Source organism: Stenotrophomonas sp. STEN083 (assembly GCF_056759195.1).
Genome location: NZ_JBRRCU010000027.1, coordinates 1 through 17,024, shown reverse-complemented (window position 1 = coordinate 17,024; position 17,024 = coordinate 1). Strand labels below are relative to the sequence as shown.

17 protein-coding genes are annotated in these 17,024 nt (G+C 59.9%); 6 read left to right on the top strand and 11 right to left on the bottom strand.

Annotated features, from left to right (window positions below; translation table 11 throughout):
• The first annotated feature begins 83 nt into the window (after window positions 1-83).
• The gene (locus ACVOK8_RS10075; protein WP_481566685.1) at window positions 84-1,061 is read left to right on the top strand and encodes an HPP family protein; all 978 of its coding nucleotides are present in this window, start codon (window positions 84-86) and stop codon (window positions 1,059-1,061) included.
• Window positions 1,062-1,097: 36 nt separating this feature from the next.
• Here ACVOK8_RS10075 and ACVOK8_RS10070 read toward each other — a convergent pair whose 3' ends face one another.
• The 3 genes from ACVOK8_RS10070 to ACVOK8_RS10060 all read right to left on the bottom strand — a co-directional run bounded on the left by ACVOK8_RS10070 (window position 1,098) and on the right by ACVOK8_RS10060 (window position 3,367).
• The gene (locus ACVOK8_RS10070) at window positions 1,098-1,496 is read right to left on the bottom strand and encodes a hypothetical protein (RefSeq protein WP_481566684.1); all 399 of its coding nucleotides are present in this window, start codon (window positions 1,494-1,496) and stop codon (window positions 1,098-1,100) included.
• Entirely contained in the window at window positions 1,489-2,148 is a 660-nt protein-coding gene (locus ACVOK8_RS10065; protein ID WP_481566683.1) for a glutathione S-transferase family protein, read from the bottom strand. Before ACVOK8_RS10065 ends, ACVOK8_RS10070 begins: the two co-directional genes overlap by 8 nt.
• Before the next feature lie 76 nt (window positions 2,149-2,224).
• Window positions 2,225-3,367: a lipase family protein gene (locus ACVOK8_RS10060; protein WP_481566682.1), complete on the bottom strand. Its 1,143-nt coding sequence runs from the start codon at window positions 3,365-3,367 to the stop codon at window positions 2,225-2,227.
• A 451-nt stretch (window positions 3,368-3,818) separates the two neighbouring features.
• On the opposite strand from ACVOK8_RS10060, the gene ACVOK8_RS10055 reads away from it, so the two are divergent.
• Complete coding sequence (locus ACVOK8_RS10055; RefSeq protein WP_481566681.1) at window positions 3,819-4,937, top strand: alkene reductase; 1,119 nt, start codon at window positions 3,819-3,821, stop codon at window positions 4,935-4,937.
• A 175-nt stretch (window positions 4,938-5,112) separates the two neighbouring features.
• Here ACVOK8_RS10055 and ACVOK8_RS10050 read toward each other — a convergent pair whose 3' ends face one another.
• Window positions 5,113-6,249, bottom strand: coding sequence for a hypothetical protein (locus ACVOK8_RS10050; RefSeq protein WP_481566680.1), 1,137 nt, complete (start codon window positions 6,247-6,249; stop codon window positions 5,113-5,115).
• A 30-nt stretch (window positions 6,250-6,279) separates the two neighbouring features.
• Window positions 6,280-6,933, bottom strand: a complete 654-nt coding sequence (locus tag ACVOK8_RS10045) for an Ivy family c-type lysozyme inhibitor (RefSeq protein WP_481566679.1) — start codon at window positions 6,931-6,933, stop codon at window positions 6,280-6,282.
• Window positions 6,934-7,381: 448 nt separating this feature from the next.
• Here ACVOK8_RS10045 and ACVOK8_RS10040 point away from each other — a divergent pair, with 448 nt between their 5' ends.
• Window positions 7,382-7,828: an ester cyclase gene (locus ACVOK8_RS10040; protein WP_481566678.1), complete on the top strand. Its 447-nt coding sequence runs from the start codon at window positions 7,382-7,384 to the stop codon at window positions 7,826-7,828.
• 114 nt (window positions 7,829-7,942) lie between these two features.
• Here the strand turns inward: ACVOK8_RS10040 and ACVOK8_RS10035 are convergent, their stop codons facing one another.
• Window positions 7,943-9,181 carry an MFS transporter gene (locus tag ACVOK8_RS10035; RefSeq protein WP_481566677.1) on the bottom strand — a complete coding sequence of 413 codons (1,239 nt, stop codon included), beginning with the start codon at window positions 9,179-9,181 and terminating at the stop codon, window positions 7,943-7,945.
• Between the two features lie 96 nt (window positions 9,182-9,277).
• Here ACVOK8_RS10035 and ACVOK8_RS10030 point away from each other — a divergent pair, with 96 nt between their 5' ends.
• Window positions 9,278-9,724 (top strand): winged helix-turn-helix transcriptional regulator, encoded by a 447-nt coding sequence (locus ACVOK8_RS10030; RefSeq protein WP_481566676.1) that lies wholly within the window; start codon window positions 9,278-9,280, stop codon window positions 9,722-9,724.
• 69 nt (window positions 9,725-9,793) lie between these two features.
• Here ACVOK8_RS10030 and yjjJ read toward each other — a convergent pair whose 3' ends face one another.
• Together yjjJ and ACVOK8_RS10020 are read right to left on the bottom strand one after the other, a co-directional pair.
• Complete coding sequence (gene yjjJ / locus ACVOK8_RS10025; protein ID WP_481566675.1) at window positions 9,794-11,185, bottom strand: type II toxin-antitoxin system HipA family toxin YjjJ; 1,392 nt, start codon at window positions 11,183-11,185, stop codon at window positions 9,794-9,796.
• Window positions 11,186-11,423: 238 nt separating this feature from the next.
• Entirely contained in the window at window positions 11,424-11,687 is a 264-nt protein-coding gene (locus ACVOK8_RS10020) for a TFIIB-type zinc ribbon-containing protein (RefSeq protein WP_481566674.1), read from the bottom strand.
• Here ACVOK8_RS10020 and ACVOK8_RS10015 point away from each other — a divergent pair.
• Both ACVOK8_RS10015 and ACVOK8_RS10010 read left to right on the top strand, forming a co-directional pair.
• On the top strand, window positions 11,650-11,889 hold the full coding sequence (locus ACVOK8_RS10015) for a hypothetical protein (RefSeq protein ID WP_481566714.1): 240 nt from the start codon (window positions 11,650-11,652) through the stop codon (window positions 11,887-11,889). The two genes, ACVOK8_RS10020 and ACVOK8_RS10015, sit on opposite strands and share 38 nt — an antisense overlap.
• 827 nt (window positions 11,890-12,716) lie before the next feature.
• The gene (locus tag ACVOK8_RS10010) at window positions 12,717-13,457 is read left to right on the top strand and encodes a hypothetical protein (protein WP_481566673.1); all 741 of its coding nucleotides are present in this window, start codon (window positions 12,717-12,719) and stop codon (window positions 13,455-13,457) included.
• 169 nt (window positions 13,458-13,626) lie between these two features.
• Here ACVOK8_RS10010 and ACVOK8_RS10005 read toward each other — a convergent pair whose 3' ends face one another.
• The 3 genes from ACVOK8_RS10005 to ACVOK8_RS09995 all read right to left on the bottom strand — a co-directional run bounded on the left by ACVOK8_RS10005 (window position 13,627) and on the right by ACVOK8_RS09995 (window position 16,874).
• On the bottom strand, window positions 13,627-14,205 hold the full coding sequence (locus ACVOK8_RS10005) for a hypothetical protein (protein WP_481566672.1): 579 nt from the start codon (window positions 14,203-14,205) through the stop codon (window positions 13,627-13,629).
• A 357-nt stretch (window positions 14,206-14,562) separates the two neighbouring features.
• On the bottom strand, window positions 14,563-15,972 hold the full coding sequence (locus ACVOK8_RS10000; RefSeq protein ID WP_481566671.1) for a hypothetical protein: 1,410 nt from the start codon (window positions 15,970-15,972) through the stop codon (window positions 14,563-14,565).
• A gap of 62 nt (window positions 15,973-16,034) precedes the next feature.
• Entirely contained in the window at window positions 16,035-16,874 is an 840-nt protein-coding gene (locus ACVOK8_RS09995; RefSeq protein ID WP_481566670.1) for a TSCPD domain-containing protein, read from the bottom strand.
• Window positions 16,875-17,024: the final 150 nt, after the last annotated feature.

The window sequence follows — 17,024 nt, the reverse complement described above, 5'->3', positions numbered from 1 at the left end:
GCCAACGACCAATGAACTCATCTGGACTCATGCGGCAAGCGGGAAATCCGTCAAAATAGCGTCCCCGCAGCCCATCCACCGCCATGATATCCAACACCAAGCCCCTGCAATCCCTGCGCAGCTGGTTGAGCATCGAGCGCAACCAGACCAGCCACGGGGAGAAATGGATCTCTGCACTGGGCGCACTGATCGGCATCAGCGTGGTCTACCAGATCACCCATTGGTGCTTCCCTGGCGGCTTCAACCATGCCGGTGGCGCGATCCTGCTGGCGTCGATGGGGGCCAGCGCCGTGCTGGTGTTTGCCGTGCCACATGGCGCCCTGTCGCAGCCGTGGGCGGTGATTGCCGGCCATCTTGTGTCCGCCTTCATCGGCGTCAGCTGCCAGCTGATGTTCCCCGAGCAGGCATGGACCGGCGCGCTGGCGGTGGGTCTGGCGGTGGGCGCGATGCACTACCTGCGCTGCATCCACCCACCGGGCGGCGCTACCGCGCTTGCGGCAGTGATTGGTGGTAGCGATGTGCACGCGTTGGGCTACCAGTACCTGCTAACTCCGGTGGCGATCAATGTCGCTGCCATCCTGCTGGCCGGAGTTGTGTTCAACGCCTGCTTCGCATGGCGTCGCTACCCGGTGCATCTGCACCGGCGCCGTCAGCAAGCCGTGACCGTGCCGTCCTCGCAGCGCCATGTGGATCTGACCCAGGAAGATTTCCACGCCGCCATCGGCCAGCTCAACTCCTTCGTCGATATCACCGATGAGAACCTGACCGAGCTGTTGGAACTCGCCAAACAGCATGCCGAACGCGACGCCTTGCACCCGGAACTGATCGAGCCCGGCCGCTGCTACAGCAATGGTCGTCTGGGGCACGCCTGGAGTGTGCGCCGTGTTTCGGTGACCCCTGCCCTCTCCGGCCCTTCTGCTGACCGTCTGGTGTTCGCGGTGGTGGCAGGCGATGGTATTGGCGATATCGGCCACGCAACCGCTGCCGAGCTGCGGCAGTGGGCACGCTTCGAGGTATCGCTGCGTGAAGGTGGGCGCTGGGCAAAGCTCGGTAGCGCCTGATTCCGCCAGCCGGCTGACAACACGCGTTGCCAGGATTCAGAGCGACAGCAGTTCCAGTACGGCGCCAAACAGGGTGATCGGCACGCGACAGACGAGCGATTCATCCACACCGAACCAGTTGCATGCCACCCAGCCGAAGGGCATCAACAGCAAGCCCAGGATCAGCGCATCGGTGATCCAGTTCCAGTGCCGTCGGCGCACCAGCTGCAACACCGCGTCCACCAAGAATCCCACCAGCATCAGCAATGCAACAGCGCCCAACAGCAGGGCGATACCCAAGCCGGTATCACCGCGATGTTGTTGAGCAGACGCATGCGCGACGGCCATGCGCGTGTACAACAGCAGCGCCAGCAAGGGCGTGACGAAAGCCGCAATGCGGATCACAACCGACCACGGATAGCGCGAGTACCAAGCTCGGTGCTTGGAATCAATCACGATCAGGCGCCCCCAAGGGAAACAGATGGCGGTAGCCGCGTGCCTCATCCACCGCGCGCGCAAAGGACGGGCGCTGCAGCAGGCGCTGGCGGTAGTCCAGCAGCAGCGGGTAGTCATCGCTGATGCAATGCGTCCAATCGGCGTAGAACAACGCAGGCGCTGCGGCACAGTCGGCCATCGAAAAGGCCTCACCACAACCCCATCGATGGCCCGGCAGCTGGCTTTCCAACCAGGCGTAGGCAAGCTCCAGCTTCTGCGCGCTGAAGGCGCGGGCTTCGTCGCGCTTGCCATCATCGCCACTGAGCGCGCCGTTCACTGCGTGCTGCACCGGGCTCATCACATGCAGGTCGAAGAAGCGGTCACGGAAGCGCACATCCAGCGCCTGCATCGGATCCTCGGGCAGCAATCGCACTGGCCCGGCATGCTTCAACTGCAGGTATTCGATGATGATGCTGGTTTCGACGATGCTGCGCTCGCCGTCGAGCAGCAGCGGAAACTTGCCCAGCGGCCAATGCTGCAACCATTGGCCGATGTGCTCTGGCGTGCCAGGGCCAAGCTCGCGGAACTCGAAGGCGATGGCGTTCTCGTACAGCGCGATCAGCACCTTCTGCGTATACGAGGAAAACGGATGACCGTAGAGCAGCAGCGACATGACGAAGTCTCCGTGATTGGAATCGCAGCGGGATACCGCGCTGCCAGGACAAGCTCTTGACCGCAAGCAGTCCGCATTATCCGCTGGCAGCTGTGCCGGCGCTCATCGCCAGTCCACAGTCGCTGCCAGCCGGTTGCCCGCTGAAGCGTTCGGCGATCCAGGCGATGGCACGATCCGACGAGGCAATCGCCGTGGTGGCATGGCCAGTGTCTGACAGGCGCAGGTAGTTCACGGCAGCACCGCGCTTGCAGGTCTGCTCGAAGAAGTTCCAAGTGACCGGCGTCGCCACCAGGCCGTCTGCATCGGATTGCACCAGTAACAGCGGTGCCGAACCAGCAGCCAGTGCCGTGATCGAATTGCGCGCCATCAAGCCATCCCAGGGTGCGCGCCCGCTCAGATCCAGACTGCCGAGGCGCGCGCGCAAGCGCAGCAGGCGCACCAGCGCCGCCGCCGAGAACGGGTCGCCCTCGCAGCCGCTGGTGGCACGCTCGATCACCCCACGCGTGGTCTTGTTGGCGATGGTGGATAGATCGACGCCATAAACCCTGGACCAACTCCTGGCAGTAAACGCGGTCAACAACCCGCGAACGGTGGCATCGGCACGCTGCATATTGGCCGCCAGATCGGTAGGCGGCGACACCGCAACCACGCCATGCAACTGCAGATCCGGCGCATAGTTGCGCACACGTTGCGCGCTGAACAGCGCCGCATGGCCGCCCTGTGAATGCCCCCAGACCGCGAAGCTGCGGCTGGCACCAGCGGCTGGCAGCGCCGTCGCGGCGCGCACCGAGTCCAGCACCGCTGCCGCGGCGGCGTCCCCCGCCAGATAGGCATGCGGACCGCGCGTACCGAGTCCCGGGTAGTCACTGGCGACCACCACCCAACCCCGGGCCAGCATGTCGGCCAGCCCCGGGATCTGGTCCAGGGTACGAATCGGCGTGCACGTCGAATCAATGCCCACGGTGCCGTGCGCCCATGCAACGATGTCGCGCCCTTGAACCGGGCTTGGCCCCTCAGGCGCAACCAGCACGCCGGTGGATTGGGTGGGATCGCCATCGACATCGGTGGTTTCGTAGCGGATGCGCCAGGCCTTGGCGCCAGCGGGAGCGCCGTCGGTGGCAACCGCCTCCAGCAGTTTGCCGGGCGCCGCCACCGCAGGCGTGGTGCCCAACAGCAGCCACGCGACCAACAACAGACAGCGCACTACGGCGATCTTCATGCTTGGCAGTCCCTGGCTCCCGGTTGCGCTGATGCTAGCTCAAAGCGGGGTGAGGGTTGCTTGCAACCTGCCGGGCTGTGAGTGGCCCGGCTTTTGTAGAAGCGGCGTAAGCCGCGAAGCCAAAAGCGCTGACCACCACCAGATACAGACATGAGGGGATGTCCGGGCCACCGGCTTCGCGGCTTACGCCCCTCCTACAAAAAGAGGTATCGGCTTCATCTCTAGCCGCCTACTGTCCGACCTGAACCCACGCTTCATCCCCAAACAGGTGCGGTCGGAAATCCGGAACATTCCGCAAACCGCAACTCTGCTTTCCATCTCAGCGCGTTGTGAGCAGCAGCGCGCATGCCCATGTCTTCAGGGTCAGCGGCCTGGCAGCTGCAGGGCCGCAGCCCTCATGCGCTGCTATCAGGCCATGCACTCCCCCTATCGCTTTCCTTGGAACACCGAAATGACTTCGCTTTTCGAACCGTACAATCTTGCTGGAACCACCCTCTCCAACCGTATCGCCATGGCGCCCATGACCCGCGCGCGCGCGCCGGACGATATCGCAGACGAACGCGTTGCACTCTATTACGCGCAGCGCGCCACAGCTGGTCTGATCGTCAGCGAAGGCACGCCGATCTCGCGCGAAGGCCAGGGATATCTTTTCAACCCGGGCATCTACACTCCCGAGCAGATCGAAGGCTGGCGCCTGACCACCAACTCGGTGCACGCGCTGGGCGGCAAGATCGTCGCCCAGCTGTGGCACGTCGGCCGCATGTCGCATCCCTCGATCCAGCACGACGGCCGCACGCCGGTCAGCGCCAGCAGCAAGCAGCCTGCGAACGCCAAAGCCTTCGGCTACAACGAAGAAGGTCAGCCCGGCATGGTCGATGCACCCGCGCCGCGCCAGCTGAGCACCGAGGAAGTCGCGCGCGTGGTCAACGACTTTGCGCAGGCCGCGCAGAACGCGATTGATGCGGGCTTTGACGGCGTGGAAATCCATGGCGCCAACGGCTACCTGCACGAGCAGTTCCTCAACCCGCTGGTCAATGACCGCAGCGATCAGTACTCGGCCGCCACGCTGGAGAACCGCATCCGCTTCACCCTGGAAGTGATCGACGCCATCGTCGCGCGCATCGGTGCGGACCGCACCGGCATCCGCCTTTCGCCGTACGGCAACATCTTCGACATGCCGGCATACCCGCAGACCGATGAAACCTACACCGCGCTCGCCGACGCCATCGGCAAGCGCAGGTTGAGCTTCGTGCACCTGATGAACCAGGCCGGCTACTCAAGCAGCGCGCCAAGCCAAGCCGGCTTCAACAACCTGCTCAAGACCATCCGCGGCAAGCTCCCGGAAACTACCTTGATCCTGGCCGGCGGACTGGACCGCGAATCAGCGGAGACGCTGATCGATGAGGGTTTGATCGATATGGCCGGCTTCGGCGTACCGTTCATCAGCAACCCGGATCTGGTCGAGCGCCTACGTAACGGCCACCCGCTGGCCAAGGCCGATCCGACCACGTTCTACGGCGGCACCAGCAAGGGCTACATCGACTACCCACCGTACAACGCCGCAGCCTGATCCGCCCTCTTTCTGTGGCAGCGGCGTAAGCCGCGAAGCTGGAAATCCAAAGGCCGCCAAGTCCATGCAATTGCATGGTGCACGGGCGCGCAACGGTACCAAGCTTCGCGACTGACGTCGCTCCTACAAAGCGTGCATCACCTTGTGCGATTGCTTGGCCGGTTACCCAGCCAAGCTAGAACTGCCCTCGCTCCACACCTTGTTTCCATGATTCAGGCCGCGGTGTCCACTCACCTTCACCCAGTACCGCCTCGAGCAGGTTCTGGATGGGATAGCCCAGGTGCTGCGCCGCTCCCAAACCGCCGTCGCTCATCTGCGCGGCGGCCACGAACTTGCGGAATGCACGCTCATCGCGTGCCGCCAGCGCGGTGATCTTCTTGGCCAGATCGTAGGAGAGCCGGTTGCCATCATCCGCAGCCAGGAATGACTTCCCGGACCAGAACGCCTGGATGCTCTCTTCGTTCCAGTAAGCCGCGTGTTGCGCAGCGATCTCGTGCGGAAAGTACATCTGTGCGCCGGGTGCGGCCAGCTGTGGATACAAGGTGTGCTCGGTATTCACTGCCAGGCCCTCGTTCAACCACGCCGGAATCGGCAGGTGTTGCAGCAGGCAGTGCGTTAGCTCATGGGCGATCACCGGCTCCATCGAATCGAGGATCTCCAAGGGCATCACGAAGTGGCCGTATCCCGCCTTGATGAACATGCCCGAGGACATCGCGTACTCGCCGCCATCCGGATAGTAGTGCGAGACGTAGGCGTAATAATCCTCCTCGTCTGCAAACACCATCACCACGAGCTTGCCCTGGTTCTGTGGGACGGCAAGCTCGCCCAAACTGCGATTGATACGCGACAGCAGGCGCTGGCAGCTGGCGAGGAAGACCTCGCCAGGCCGATCCATCAGGTTTGAAAGCAACAGGAAGTCAGTGGACTCGGTGATCCGATAGTGCTCGCCAAGCTGATGGTTCAGCGCCTCCAGCCACTCCTTCGCCGCCGAGGTGCGATGGATATGCACGGCCTCGGCATCCATAAGCGTCGGCGCGTCCTCACCAATCCGCTCCCAGTCAGCGATTGGCAGCTGGGTACCGTCATACCAATGCATCCGCACCGGAACACGTGGCAGCGCCGGCGCTTGCTTCGGCTTTTTCCCCCTTGAAAGATGGGTTGCCAGCCAAGCAATCAGGATGAACAACAGCAGGAAGAACGCGACCGAGTACAGAGCGTTGTTTCCGGCTTCTATCTGTGGGTCAGGCGCGGCGGCAAGCGCGCTGCCAGCGCCCTGTATCAGCACAAAGAAAAGCATGGATGGCAACTTCATGGGGCGACGCTCCGGTAGTTGCGGTCGAACTCAGATCTCTTCGTCGCATGGTTCATCATTCAGTAGCGCAGGATCCACCGGCTTGGTTTCATCAATAAGCGCACGCTGCTCGGCTGTCGGGCTGCCCACCCACCACACTTTGCAACGCGAAACCAAGCGGCCAACCATCTTGCCGTGATCGGGTTGGTAGAGCATTGCCAGCTGCTGCGTATCGCACTGATGCGCCTGGCACGCCGTATAGAACCACCATGTCTCGCTACCCAGGGTCTTTGGCATACCGGGTGCGCTGGGGCCACTGAGCAGCCGTTCGCGCTGCGGTGGGACATGCGGATCGGCGATGTCGCCCTGTGCAGCCTCTTTCAGCAGCTCATCGAATGCTGCAGTCACCTTGGGATCGGCACGTCCGCAGTTGTCCACGGTATTGCCACCCACAAGGGTAAAGAAATGCGTCGCCAGCGGGTTTTCCTCGCAGCTGGGTTCGTGATCGAAAGCCGCCTGTGTCGAGGCATCACCCTCGGGGTCGCCCTCTTCATAAGGTGAGGACTCGGTGTCCACGATTTCACCGGCAGGATCTGCACCGGCCTTGGCGGGCGACTCGGGCACCGTAGCTACAGTAGCGATGTCTTCCGCTTCACCTGCCGGCACCTGCTTGCAACCCAGCAGCAGGCCCACAAGCAACGACACTCCAAAAATCCGGACTTTCATGTTCCACCCCAAGTAATCAATTCGTTGCATCCATGTAGTTCCCGGTCACGCAGTGGGAATCGGCCGATTGTAGCTTCTGGGTCCTGAAATTGAATGGGGGGCTGGCTGGCATCCATCCCGATACTTGAAGTGGCGATGAGGCGAAATCCAGCGCCGCGCCCGCTTCACACACTCAAAACCAGGTGCGGCTCATTCTTCCTCTGCTTCCAGCCTGGCCGGTCGACTTTTTGCGGCAGTGGTTGGAACACCACGAACGTCGTTACCTCAGCACACACCCTGCAGGAGTCGTTCAATGAATGCCGTGAAACGAATCGCGTTCGCAGTTTCCGTTGCACTCACCACTGTTGTCGCCGCGCATGCTACGGAGCCACCAACCAATAGCTGGCCTGCCAGCAGGGTGGGCGAGGCAACACCCGCAGTGCAGGGAATGCCGTCGGCCCTGGCCAGGAACCTCGCCACCTTCGATGACCTGGATTTCCGCGTCTACACAAAGCAGCAATGGGATGACCTGCACCTGAGCCATGCCAAGGACATCGTCGTGCACTACCCGGACGGCCACACCACCACCGGCTTGCCCGACCACATCAAGGAACTGGACTTCATGTGGACCTTCGCGCCCGACAACCGTATCACCGAGCACCCGGTGCGCTTCGGCTCAGCCAATGCCGAATGGACGGCAGTCGCCGGCTTCATCGAAGGCACCTTCAGCAAACCGATGGTTCTTGCCGACGGCACCGTGATCCAACCCACCAACAAGAAGTACCGCCTGCCAATGGTCACCATTGGGCACTGGAACGCACAGGGGCAGATGACGGAGGAATTCCTGTACTGGGACAACGCCGCTTTCATGAAGCAGATCGGCGTTGGCAACTGAGGTTCATATCACTCAGTCCAACACACCGCTTTGTGTCCGAAGCTTCGCTCTTGTGGCCCGGGTAGGCGTCGCGCAACCGGGCCACTGCAACCAGCCATCGGGTGATGCTGCTCGCTACCGCAGCTGCTCAGGCATGTAGCGCCGGGTAACAAGCCAGAACACTCCCGCAACGCCACAGGTCACCGCACCCAGCAGGCAGACACCACTCCAGCCTGCTCGTGCGTAGGTTGCCGTGGTGGCAATCGCACCCGCCCCGCTACCTATCGCATAGAACAGCATGTACAGCCCGACCAGTCGGCTATGTGCCTGCGACTGCTCGCGGAGGATCATGCTCTGGTTGCTCACGTGCAGCGCCTGCCCGCCCAGATCCAGCAGCACGATGCCGGCGGCTAGTGCCCACAGTGATACTGGCATCAACGACAGCGGCCACCACGCCAGCAGCAGCACAAACAATGCCATCGCGGTGACGGTTTGACCTCGCCCGCGATCGACCCATCGGCCCGCGCCAGTGGCACCCAGCGCACCGATCACGCCAACCAGCCCGAATGCACCAATAGCCGTATGCGAGTATCCATAGGGCGGCGCACTCAGCGGCAACACCAGCGCACTCCAGAAGATGTTGAACGCCGCGAACATCAGCAATGCCAATACTCCACGGATCTTCAGCACCCGATCCTGCCGCAATAGCCGAGCCATGGAAGCAATCAGCTGCACGTAACGCATTGCCTCCTCGGTCGCTGGCAAGCGCGGTAGCCTGCGATGGAGGAAGCCTGCCAGCAGCAACATCACCAGTGCGGAAACGACATAGACGCTACGCCATCCGCCAAGATCGGCGACACCGCCAGCGACCACCCGCGCCATCAGCAAGCCAATGAAAACCCCCGCCTGCGCCGCACCAACCACCCGCCCACGTTCGTTGTCGCCAGCAACACTCGCGGCATAGGCGATCAGCCCCTGCGTCATCGCAGTGCCAAGCAAACCAATCGCCAACATGCCCGCCAACAACAGCCACGGCGATTGCGCCCAGCCCACCCACAGCAGCGCAACCACCAAGGCCAGTAGTTGAGCCAGCATCAAGCGGCGCCGCTCCATCCTGTCACCCAGTGGCACCAGCAGCAGCAAGGCCAAGGCGCTACCAATCTGGGTTGCAGTCACCACGCTGCCGACAGCGGCCAGGCTGATGCCCAGTGATGCCGCCAGCAGGTCCAACAAGGGCTGCGCGTAATACACATTGGCCACGCACAGCCCGCTGGCGATCGCGAACAGCCATACCAGACCTGCCGGCAGCGCATCACCAGGCAGCTGCGTGGTGGCCTCGCGGTGTTCCAGGGAGCTTTCAAAAGGCAAATTCACGACGGCCCCAATCCAGTTGCAAATAGCAACCAGATAGATGCTAGCGGACAGTGGTTTTAAAATGCAACTACAATGAGCGCATCCACAGGAGCCACCATGTCCCGCCGCAGCCCAGAAAATGAGTCCCCTTGCCCGGTGGCACGTAGCCTCGACCTTGTCGGCGACCGCTGGTCACTGTTGATCCTGCGCGACGCATTCGACGGCGTGCGCCGCTTTGGCGACTTCCAGCGCGGCCTGGGGGTCGCCCGCAACATCCTCACCGACCGGCTACGCAAGCTGGTGGACGCGGACATCCTGCAGCTGCATGCCGCATCGGACGGCACGGCCTATCAGGAGTACGTGCTTACACCCAAGGGCGAGAGCCTGTTCCCCATTCTGGTTGCCCTGCGCCAGTGGGGCGAACAACATCTCTACCAGCGCGGCGAACGGCATTCGCAGCTGCTGGACAAGCGCACCGGCAAGCCGGTTCCGCTGATGCGGTTGCAAGGTGCTGATGGAGCGTTGTTGGCACCTGCGGACACACGGGTGCGCAAGTTGAGTTGATGAGCGTGGATGCACTTCGCATTGCCAACTACGCAACATCCAAAACCCGACTCTGACCCCGGTTTTCTTTCAGCTACCGAAACGCTGGGCGTAGCGGCTGACGACGTCGATGTTCTGCTGCGCCACGGCCCGAATGTCCGGGGCAATCTCTGATTCCGCTACCTGCTGCCAGAACTGCACAGCCAGCTGTGCGGCCCACGCAATGAATGCCGCTTGCCCGGCCCTGCTGGGCGCATGGACGCTTATCGGTGCGAGCGCACGAATATTTCCGGTTTGTGCGGATGGAGCCATATACATCGGCAGCATGTCGTAAGCCGGGCACAGGGGAAGCGGACCGCTGTCGATCAGCTCGAAACCGATGTTGCCCAGATGCATGTCCGTATTACCGATGAATCTGCCGAACCAATGCAGCCGTGCCATGTTCTCGGCGGTATCGCGGCTGATCAGTCGCTCGCCATTGAGCTGCTCCCCAGCCAGACCCCAGTCGCGCGGTCCCTCACCGGTGAAGGCCGCATCCAACGCCAACAACGAAACGAAGCCGCGCCTGCCCAATACGTCCGCAGTGCGATCAAACCTTTCCACTTCAAGGAATAGGTGCTCGTCGCTGCGCAGCAACTGCGTGCGGGCAGCCTGAAAGCCTGCCTCGCGCAGCGTGGTCAGTGCCAGGTGTTCGCAGGTAAGCAGATCCGCCCAACGTGCGCCCAGCGGGCTCTGCGATGGCAGCGCGAACTTGACCAAGGCAGCGTAACGACCAGTAGCGGTAACCACGGTGGCAGTGAACTTGGGCTGCTCACCGCCTGGAGATGAGCCCACGTCCTCGCCATCGAGGGCTTCCCTGGCGCGTATGGCGTAGACCTCTTGCCGGCTGTCCATGTCCACCCGGTCAGGTGGCGCATCCACATCCAGCAGCGCACGGTCGATGGAGGCCTGCCCCAACAGCAGGTCACCGATACTGGTGCCGCCATGCAGGATGCCGAGCAGGTTGTCGCGCGACTGCCAGCTCTTCAGGTCCACCGGCACACCCAATGCCCGGCCCAATCGATGGGCCATGGAACGGCCGAGAAAGCCTTGCGGGCGCACGTCATCCAGAAACCAGGGCAGGCCCGGAAAGTAGCCCGCCTGGCCATCCACTTGGCGCATGAGGTTCGGATGATCACCCGTAGGTTCAAAAAGGAAGCCGTCTCCACGCAGCGCGTGCAAGCTGCCCAGCTCTTCCATGTTGGCATCCGGGCCCATCCGGTAAAGCGGCCACGTGTTGGGCCGGACCAGAGCTGTAGCCACGTAGGCGGTGGCGCGTGCCTTGCCAACACGGCGTACCTGATCACCGGCTTCGGCCACCAACCGCGACAGCACGGGACGGGAGACGGCCAGCTTCTCGACCAACTCGCCGGCCGGCACCGGATAGCCGCTCTGAAGCAGATCAAGCAGCTGCAGGACGCTAACGGAGGAAGGACGGGCCATGATCAGCGCTCATTTCTTTACGATTCAAGAAACGATACTAGATGACAATTGGCACTGCAATACACTGATTTAAATGCGTATTGTTCAAAACTTGAACGCCATGACCGGCTTATTTCTTTACGATTTAATCCCGATACTGCGTGCTCTCTGCTGCAGATCCAGTTGATCTGGGGAAACCCAAGACCACCTAACGAACCAAGGCCAGAGCGGAAACCCGACTCTGACCCCGGTTTTCCAGCTAGAAGTCGAAAAGCTCGCCGAGCAGACCTTTCTTTTTCTTGTGCTTGTAATAGCCACTGTCACGCGAATCGTATTGAGGCGGCCTGACGTTGCGCGGCTCTGGCGGGCGGGCCTGTGGCGCGTCGGCAACGGATCGCTCGATCAACTTGTCCAGCTCACCCCGGTCCAGCCAAACCCCGCGGCATTGTGGGCAGTAGTCGATTTCAATTCCTTGCCGGTCCGACATGGTCAAGTTCACGTCCGTGCAGATGGGGCACTTCATCATTTCTTCCTTTCGGGGCATAAGTGAAAACAATGGTACGGCGCAGCTGCAGATCAATGCCGGCGACGATTGGCAACCGCGTACCGGAGGTCTCAAGGACGTCACGCAGCCCTTCAACGCTTCAGCCAGGCTGCTCGGTGAAATGGCTTTGTCCAGCGATTGGGAGCAGCAAGTTCTGATCATCCCTGCGACTACACAATGATCAGATTGCCGCTCATCTGAGAAGAAGAGAGCGTGCATCCCGCTCAACTGAGACACCTCCTTCTTGCCATTCACAGCGGCAAATCATGTCGCTCGAGAATAGTGCCACGGTGATGTTCCACCGGCGTGATTTCGAAAGCGAAGCGTTCATGTTACGAGCGCAAAAGCGCCTGCCTGCGTGCCTGCACCTTGTAGAACAGCACCGATCAGCTCGCAGAGTCAGGGCCGCTCTACTGAACAGAGCGCATGGGCGGGAAACTCGACTCTGACCCCGGTTTTTCAGTCCGACACGCGGACTACGTCACTGGCAGCAATTCAAAAGGCCAGAGCGGAAACCCGACTCTGACCCCTGTTTCCCGCTGCCCCCTGTTTCCCGAATCCGACTCTGACCCCGGTTTTCATCGTCATTGCGACTACTCCCTACGGCTTGGCCGCATCGCCTCAAAGGGCAGATACACAGTTCAAATTACCGGCTCGGAAGTGAACCTGACCCCGTTCGACTCACCTTTCAACTCACTGGAACTGTGAGCGAAGATGCGAGTCGCAAAACCCGACCTTGACTCCGGTTTTTGCTGGCTTTCAGGTTTTCACTACACTGAAATGAAGCGGAATCAGAGCGAGAATCCGACTGTACCGCCTGTTCTCGCCCCCTGTCCTCGATCACAGTAGGAAGCCGGCTGTGTCTCATTGCGTGACGACGACGCGCATCAACTTGCCGGTGGCGTTCTTGCGTCCATCGGGACTCGGGATGCTTGCTCAATACACCTAACAAGGGCGCACCAGCACACCTTCATAAGACTCGAATCAGCAGCTCAAGGAGAGAGTAGGTTGAATTTCAAGATCGGAATTTCATTAGCCCTCGCGTTCTCCATTGCCCAAGCATCCGCAGCGCAACATGGGCAGCGACACATCGCGGATTCTTTCACCCTGGTGTCGGAGTCGACTTCACGCGATGTCTCATTGACAAGGACATCGGCAGTTCTATTGCGAACATATCGCCTGTATACGGGTGATTACGTGGAGCTCATACATACCGTGGAGGCCGACGGAAAACTGGAGCTGGACGCATCCCGCCAATCCAAGGATGCGCTCTCCAAACTCGACAAGTACTGCGCCAGATATGGAGGACAAGTAGCCCGCACCGGGGTATCAATTCTTACCAAGGAGACACAAACGCTGCTTTCCTGCGGTGGAAGCGGCCCGCGGCCAAATACAACGGGATCCAGCAGCAAATCCTCCGCCAGCGCCTCACGCGCCTTCTGCGATGCAACCATGAGCATCGTCATGGATGGCCCTGGCTCCGTCTATCGTGGAGATCCGGGTGGATTCGCCGTACATGCGGACGCGGAGTGGGAAGGGGTCAGTGGTTCCATTGTCACTTGGAACGCCAACTTTCTTCCTGGCTGCAGCTTGGGCGAATCTGCTCACCACCAAAGATGGCTTTGGGCATCTCGTGCTGTCACCTGCGGCACGAGATCGCTGTCGCTCGGCATGCACGACGGGACTGCAACCATAGAGGCCTGCAACAACAGAGACTACAGCTACATCACAACCGAGATCTGGAGATAGTCCTGTACTGCTGATCATTCTTGCGGATGATCCAAAGGGCCTTGGCCAACACGCGTCTGTCGGCTCCATTAAAAGCAGAAAGGGGTCAGAGTGTAAATCCGACTCTGCCCCCTGTTTTCGACCCCTGTTTTCTCCCTGGCATCAGATTGCCGCGGCTGATCAATCTTGATCAGGTCAAGCCAAGAGTTTGCGACTTCAGCTCTTCCTGGCATTGCTCACCAGAACGCTTCAAGCGCGCCTTGAGCTCGGCGGCGCTGTTTCCAAGCAACTGCTCGTGGCTGGGTGCATCATCGCTGTACTCCGGGACCCGCGCGCAGAAGCCCTCGGCCACAAGCTTGCCCGTGCGCGTGTCGATCAAACGCAGTTTCACGCTGTAGATGACCCGATAGTTGTTCCAATCGGCCGGGAAGTACGCAAAGCTCCAGTTGACGGTCTGGACATCCAACAGCAGACCCGCGCCGGGGTACTGCTTGGCCATTGCAGCAGGATTGGTCGAGTCCAGCAGGCCATCCGCCAAGCGTACTGGCACGGACAATTTCTCCGCCAGCGCCCGACTGAGCCCATCGGCAATCGCCACGGCCGGATCTTCGATCTGGTTCTCTCTGACAATCGTATTGCCAGCAGAAATGATGGCGGCAGCACCGATCAAGCCAAACCCCGCCTTGCCGGCAGTCACCGCACCAAACGATGGCAACTCCCGCTTGCTGACGATCACCGTCTGATGCCCCGCCTGCTGCAGCGTTGGCATGTCGGCTTTTACAGTTTTTGTGCTGACACAGGCAGGCAACATACAAACTACGAACAGCGCGATAAGAACATGCCGCATACATCCCCCGTGGTTGAAATGGAATGCCGGCGCTCCATCGCCCCTTCCCCAAGGATCTGGAGATGTGCCCGGCGCTGGATCATATCCAATATTTGCCCCGGAGAAATGCACCGTTGTAGCCCGGGAAAACTCGACGCACCCAGGACCGTAAGAGTCGATGGACCTAGTTCACGGGGAGTCGACACCTAGACTACGTCGTCGCCAACAACCACAAAGGGCCAGAGCGAGAAACCCGACTCTGACCCCTGCTTCTCTCTGACCGCTATTTCCGGCGGTAGATTAAGGTTTCACCGGAAGTCGATCCAAAATCGTATCCAGAGCGCTCTGCAGCGGCATCTTATCTCCATGGTTCGCATCCAATGTAGCCGATGCATTGTAAGAAATAGCCTCAATGGAGCTTTTCAGAAGCAGAGCCATAAGCTCGTCATTTTTTAGCTGCAGCTCACTGATTTGCTGTTTATAGCTATCAAAGGACATAGCAAGCGCTTCTTTATGCGCATACTCTTGCTGCAGCCTCTGTGCCTCACTGCGCCTCTTACTCGCATAATATGCAAGCCAGACAGCTGGCGCATAGAACGGGAGCTTATTAACAAGCCCTCGGAGAACACTTTCCCAATCACCTACTGGAACAAATTTTATCGCACCCCACGATACATCTTGCACAACATAGACCAGTGACCCTACAACGAGCACTGTGATGGCACCATAGAACAGCAAAGATGCATTTCTTATCGGCTTGTCAAAAGACAATCTAGCCGCATGATAGGCGCTAGCAAGACCCGCACTTGCCGCACCAGGCAGGAGACCTTCGATTCTCAAAGATAGCGCAGTGAACTTCGCTACTTGATCATTCTCAAACTTCTCCAGTCTTTTCAGAAGACCAGGTGATTCGTCGCTTCCCGAAAATATTGAAAATTCAAACTTACTTATTTTTTCAACCGTAGAGCCAGCGCTCTCCGCAACGCGAATCGCCTCAACCGACTTGCTCTTTAAATCACTGAAGACGCCATCAATCTCGTCTTTGATTGATACGCCAGATTCAACGTCAGGCACGAATATACGATCATGCTCTTGACTGACAAGCTCAGCCTTCTCCTTTATCTCCAAAGCGGCCGTACGGGTCTTCAAAACAAGCGATTCATCTCCACTTAGAACCTCAACTTCAGCGCCCCTAATCGCCGCTAAAGTCTTCGTAATATCATCCACCACAATTTGCGCATTCTTTACATCAAGAGCAACCTTCTGCGCCTGCTCTTGTGCCCCTGCACGAAGCTTCGAAAGATCTTCGAAAAGGGAGCTTGCGTACTCCTTAGCAATCGCCTTTAACTTGCTTTTTGATTGAACCTTGAATGTCGCATATGGCAGCAGCAGAGTGAGAACTTCATCGAGATCATCATTAACCATTCCAAGCGTCGAACTCGACGAGCTCTCATAGTAGGTCAACAACAAATCTGCACATCTATCCAACTTTGACGCAACAAGCTCAAGTGAAGCCCCTGGCATCAACTGAGGATCTATGGATGCAACCAATTGCTCGAAGTATGTTTTTACCTTTCTTATCCGAGCAAACTCTATAGCATCGGCGTCATTGTCCGCGTAATTCTCGTTTACCTTCTCAAGGGCACCCAAGAACCTATCCCAAGAGGCTCCGGAAAATGCCTTATCGAACCTATCATTCCAACGATCCATGTCTCCCCCCAAAAAAAGACCCGACTCTCGCCGGGCCTTTATCACATCATCACGAACTTAAATCAACCGCACTTGCTATACCCACAATTCAAGCAAGTCTGGCAGCCGTCCATGATCACCAGCGCCTTGGTGCTGCACTTGTGGCACATGGTGGCGGCGGCGGGGAAGCTGCCGTTGTCGGCGCTTTCGGGGTTGGCTTCGGAGTCAGCAGCAACATCAAGAGCTACCCCTCCCCGGCCCTCCCCTTCGCTTTGCGAAAGGGAGGGGGCTACAGCCGCGCTTTGCGCCGGCGCTGCGTTTACTTCACTGTTTTTTTTTGAGCGTTCTTCGAACTGCTTGCGCTTCTCGGCGATGAGGGCGCGCTGGTGGGCGCTCATTTCCGGGTCGTGCAGCAGGCCGATCGACTTCATGTGCTCTTCGACGATGGAGCCGAGCTCGGCGACCAGCGACGGCATGTACACGCCGCCGGCCTTGAAGTAGCCGCCCTTCGGGTCGAACACGGCCTTCATTTCGTCAACGATGAAGGTGACGTCGCCGCCCTTGCGGAACACGGCGGACATGATGCGGGTCAGCGCCACGATCCACTGGAAATGCTCCATCGACTTGGAGTTGATGAAGATCTCGAACGGGCGGCGCAGTTCGTGCTCGGTGTCCTGGTTGAGCACGATGTCGTTGATGGTCACGTAGAAGGCGTGCTCCACCAGCGGCGATTTGATCTTGTAGGTGCTGCCGATCAGCACTTCCGGGCGCTCGATGCGCTCGTGCATATGCACGATGTTGTCGATCGGGGATTCGTCCTGGGCCACCGTGACCGGGGCCTTGGCCGCTGCTGCTTCACGGGCTTTGTCGTCCGGAGTGACGACGGAGTAACCCTTGATTTTCTTGTCGATCTTGACGGCCATGGTACGAATCCTGGTTATACGTTGTGGTGCTGCGATGCAGGTGGCGGCGCCCCCCCCCGGGGGGCGCGGGGGCGCGCGGGGGCGGGCTTTGGGGGGGGGGTCTTGTGCCGCCACTTTACAGCGCGGGGGCGTCTTGGATCCCCGATGTTT

Coding starts and splice junctions, on each gene's coding strand:
- ACVOK8_RS10075 (WP_481566685.1), top strand. CDS start 84: ATGATATCCAACACCAAGCCCCTGCAATCCCTGCGCAGCTGGTTGAGC.
- ACVOK8_RS10065 (WP_481566683.1), bottom strand. CDS start 2,148: ATGTCGCTGCTGCTCTACGGTCATCCGTTTTCCTCGTATACGCAGAAG.
- ACVOK8_RS10060 (WP_481566682.1), bottom strand. CDS start 3,367: ATGAAGATCGCCGTAGTGCGCTGTCTGTTGTTGGTCGCGTGGCTGCTG.
- ACVOK8_RS10055 (WP_481566681.1), top strand. CDS start 3,819: ATGACTTCGCTTTTCGAACCGTACAATCTTGCTGGAACCACCCTCTCC.
- ACVOK8_RS10050 (WP_481566680.1), bottom strand. CDS start 6,249: ATGAAGTTGCCATCCATGCTTTTCTTTGTGCTGATACAGGGCGCTGGC.
- ACVOK8_RS10040 (WP_481566678.1), top strand. CDS start 7,382: ATGCCGTCGGCCCTGGCCAGGAACCTCGCCACCTTCGATGACCTGGAT.
- ACVOK8_RS10030 (WP_481566676.1), top strand. CDS start 9,278: ATGTCCCGCCGCAGCCCAGAAAATGAGTCCCCTTGCCCGGTGGCACGT.
- yjjJ (WP_481566675.1), bottom strand. CDS start 11,185: ATGGCCCGTCCTTCCTCCGTTAGCGTCCTGCAGCTGCTTGATCTGCTT.
- ACVOK8_RS10015 (WP_481566714.1), top strand. CDS start 11,650: ATGGTCAAGTTCACGTCCGTGCAGATGGGGCACTTCATCATTTCTTCC.
- ACVOK8_RS10020 (WP_481566674.1), bottom strand. CDS start 11,687: ATGAAGTGCCCCATCTGCACGGACGTGAACTTGACCATGTCGGACCGG.
- ACVOK8_RS10005 (WP_481566672.1), bottom strand. CDS start 14,205: ATGCCAACGCTGCAGCAGGCGGGGCATCAGACGGTGATCGTCAGCAAG.
- ACVOK8_RS10000 (WP_481566671.1), bottom strand. CDS start 15,972: ATGGATCGTTGGAATGATAGGTTCGATAAGGCATTTTCCGGAGCCTCT.
- ACVOK8_RS09995 (WP_481566670.1), bottom strand. CDS start 16,874: ATGGCCGTCAAGATCGACAAGAAAATCAAGGGTTACTCCGTCGTCACT.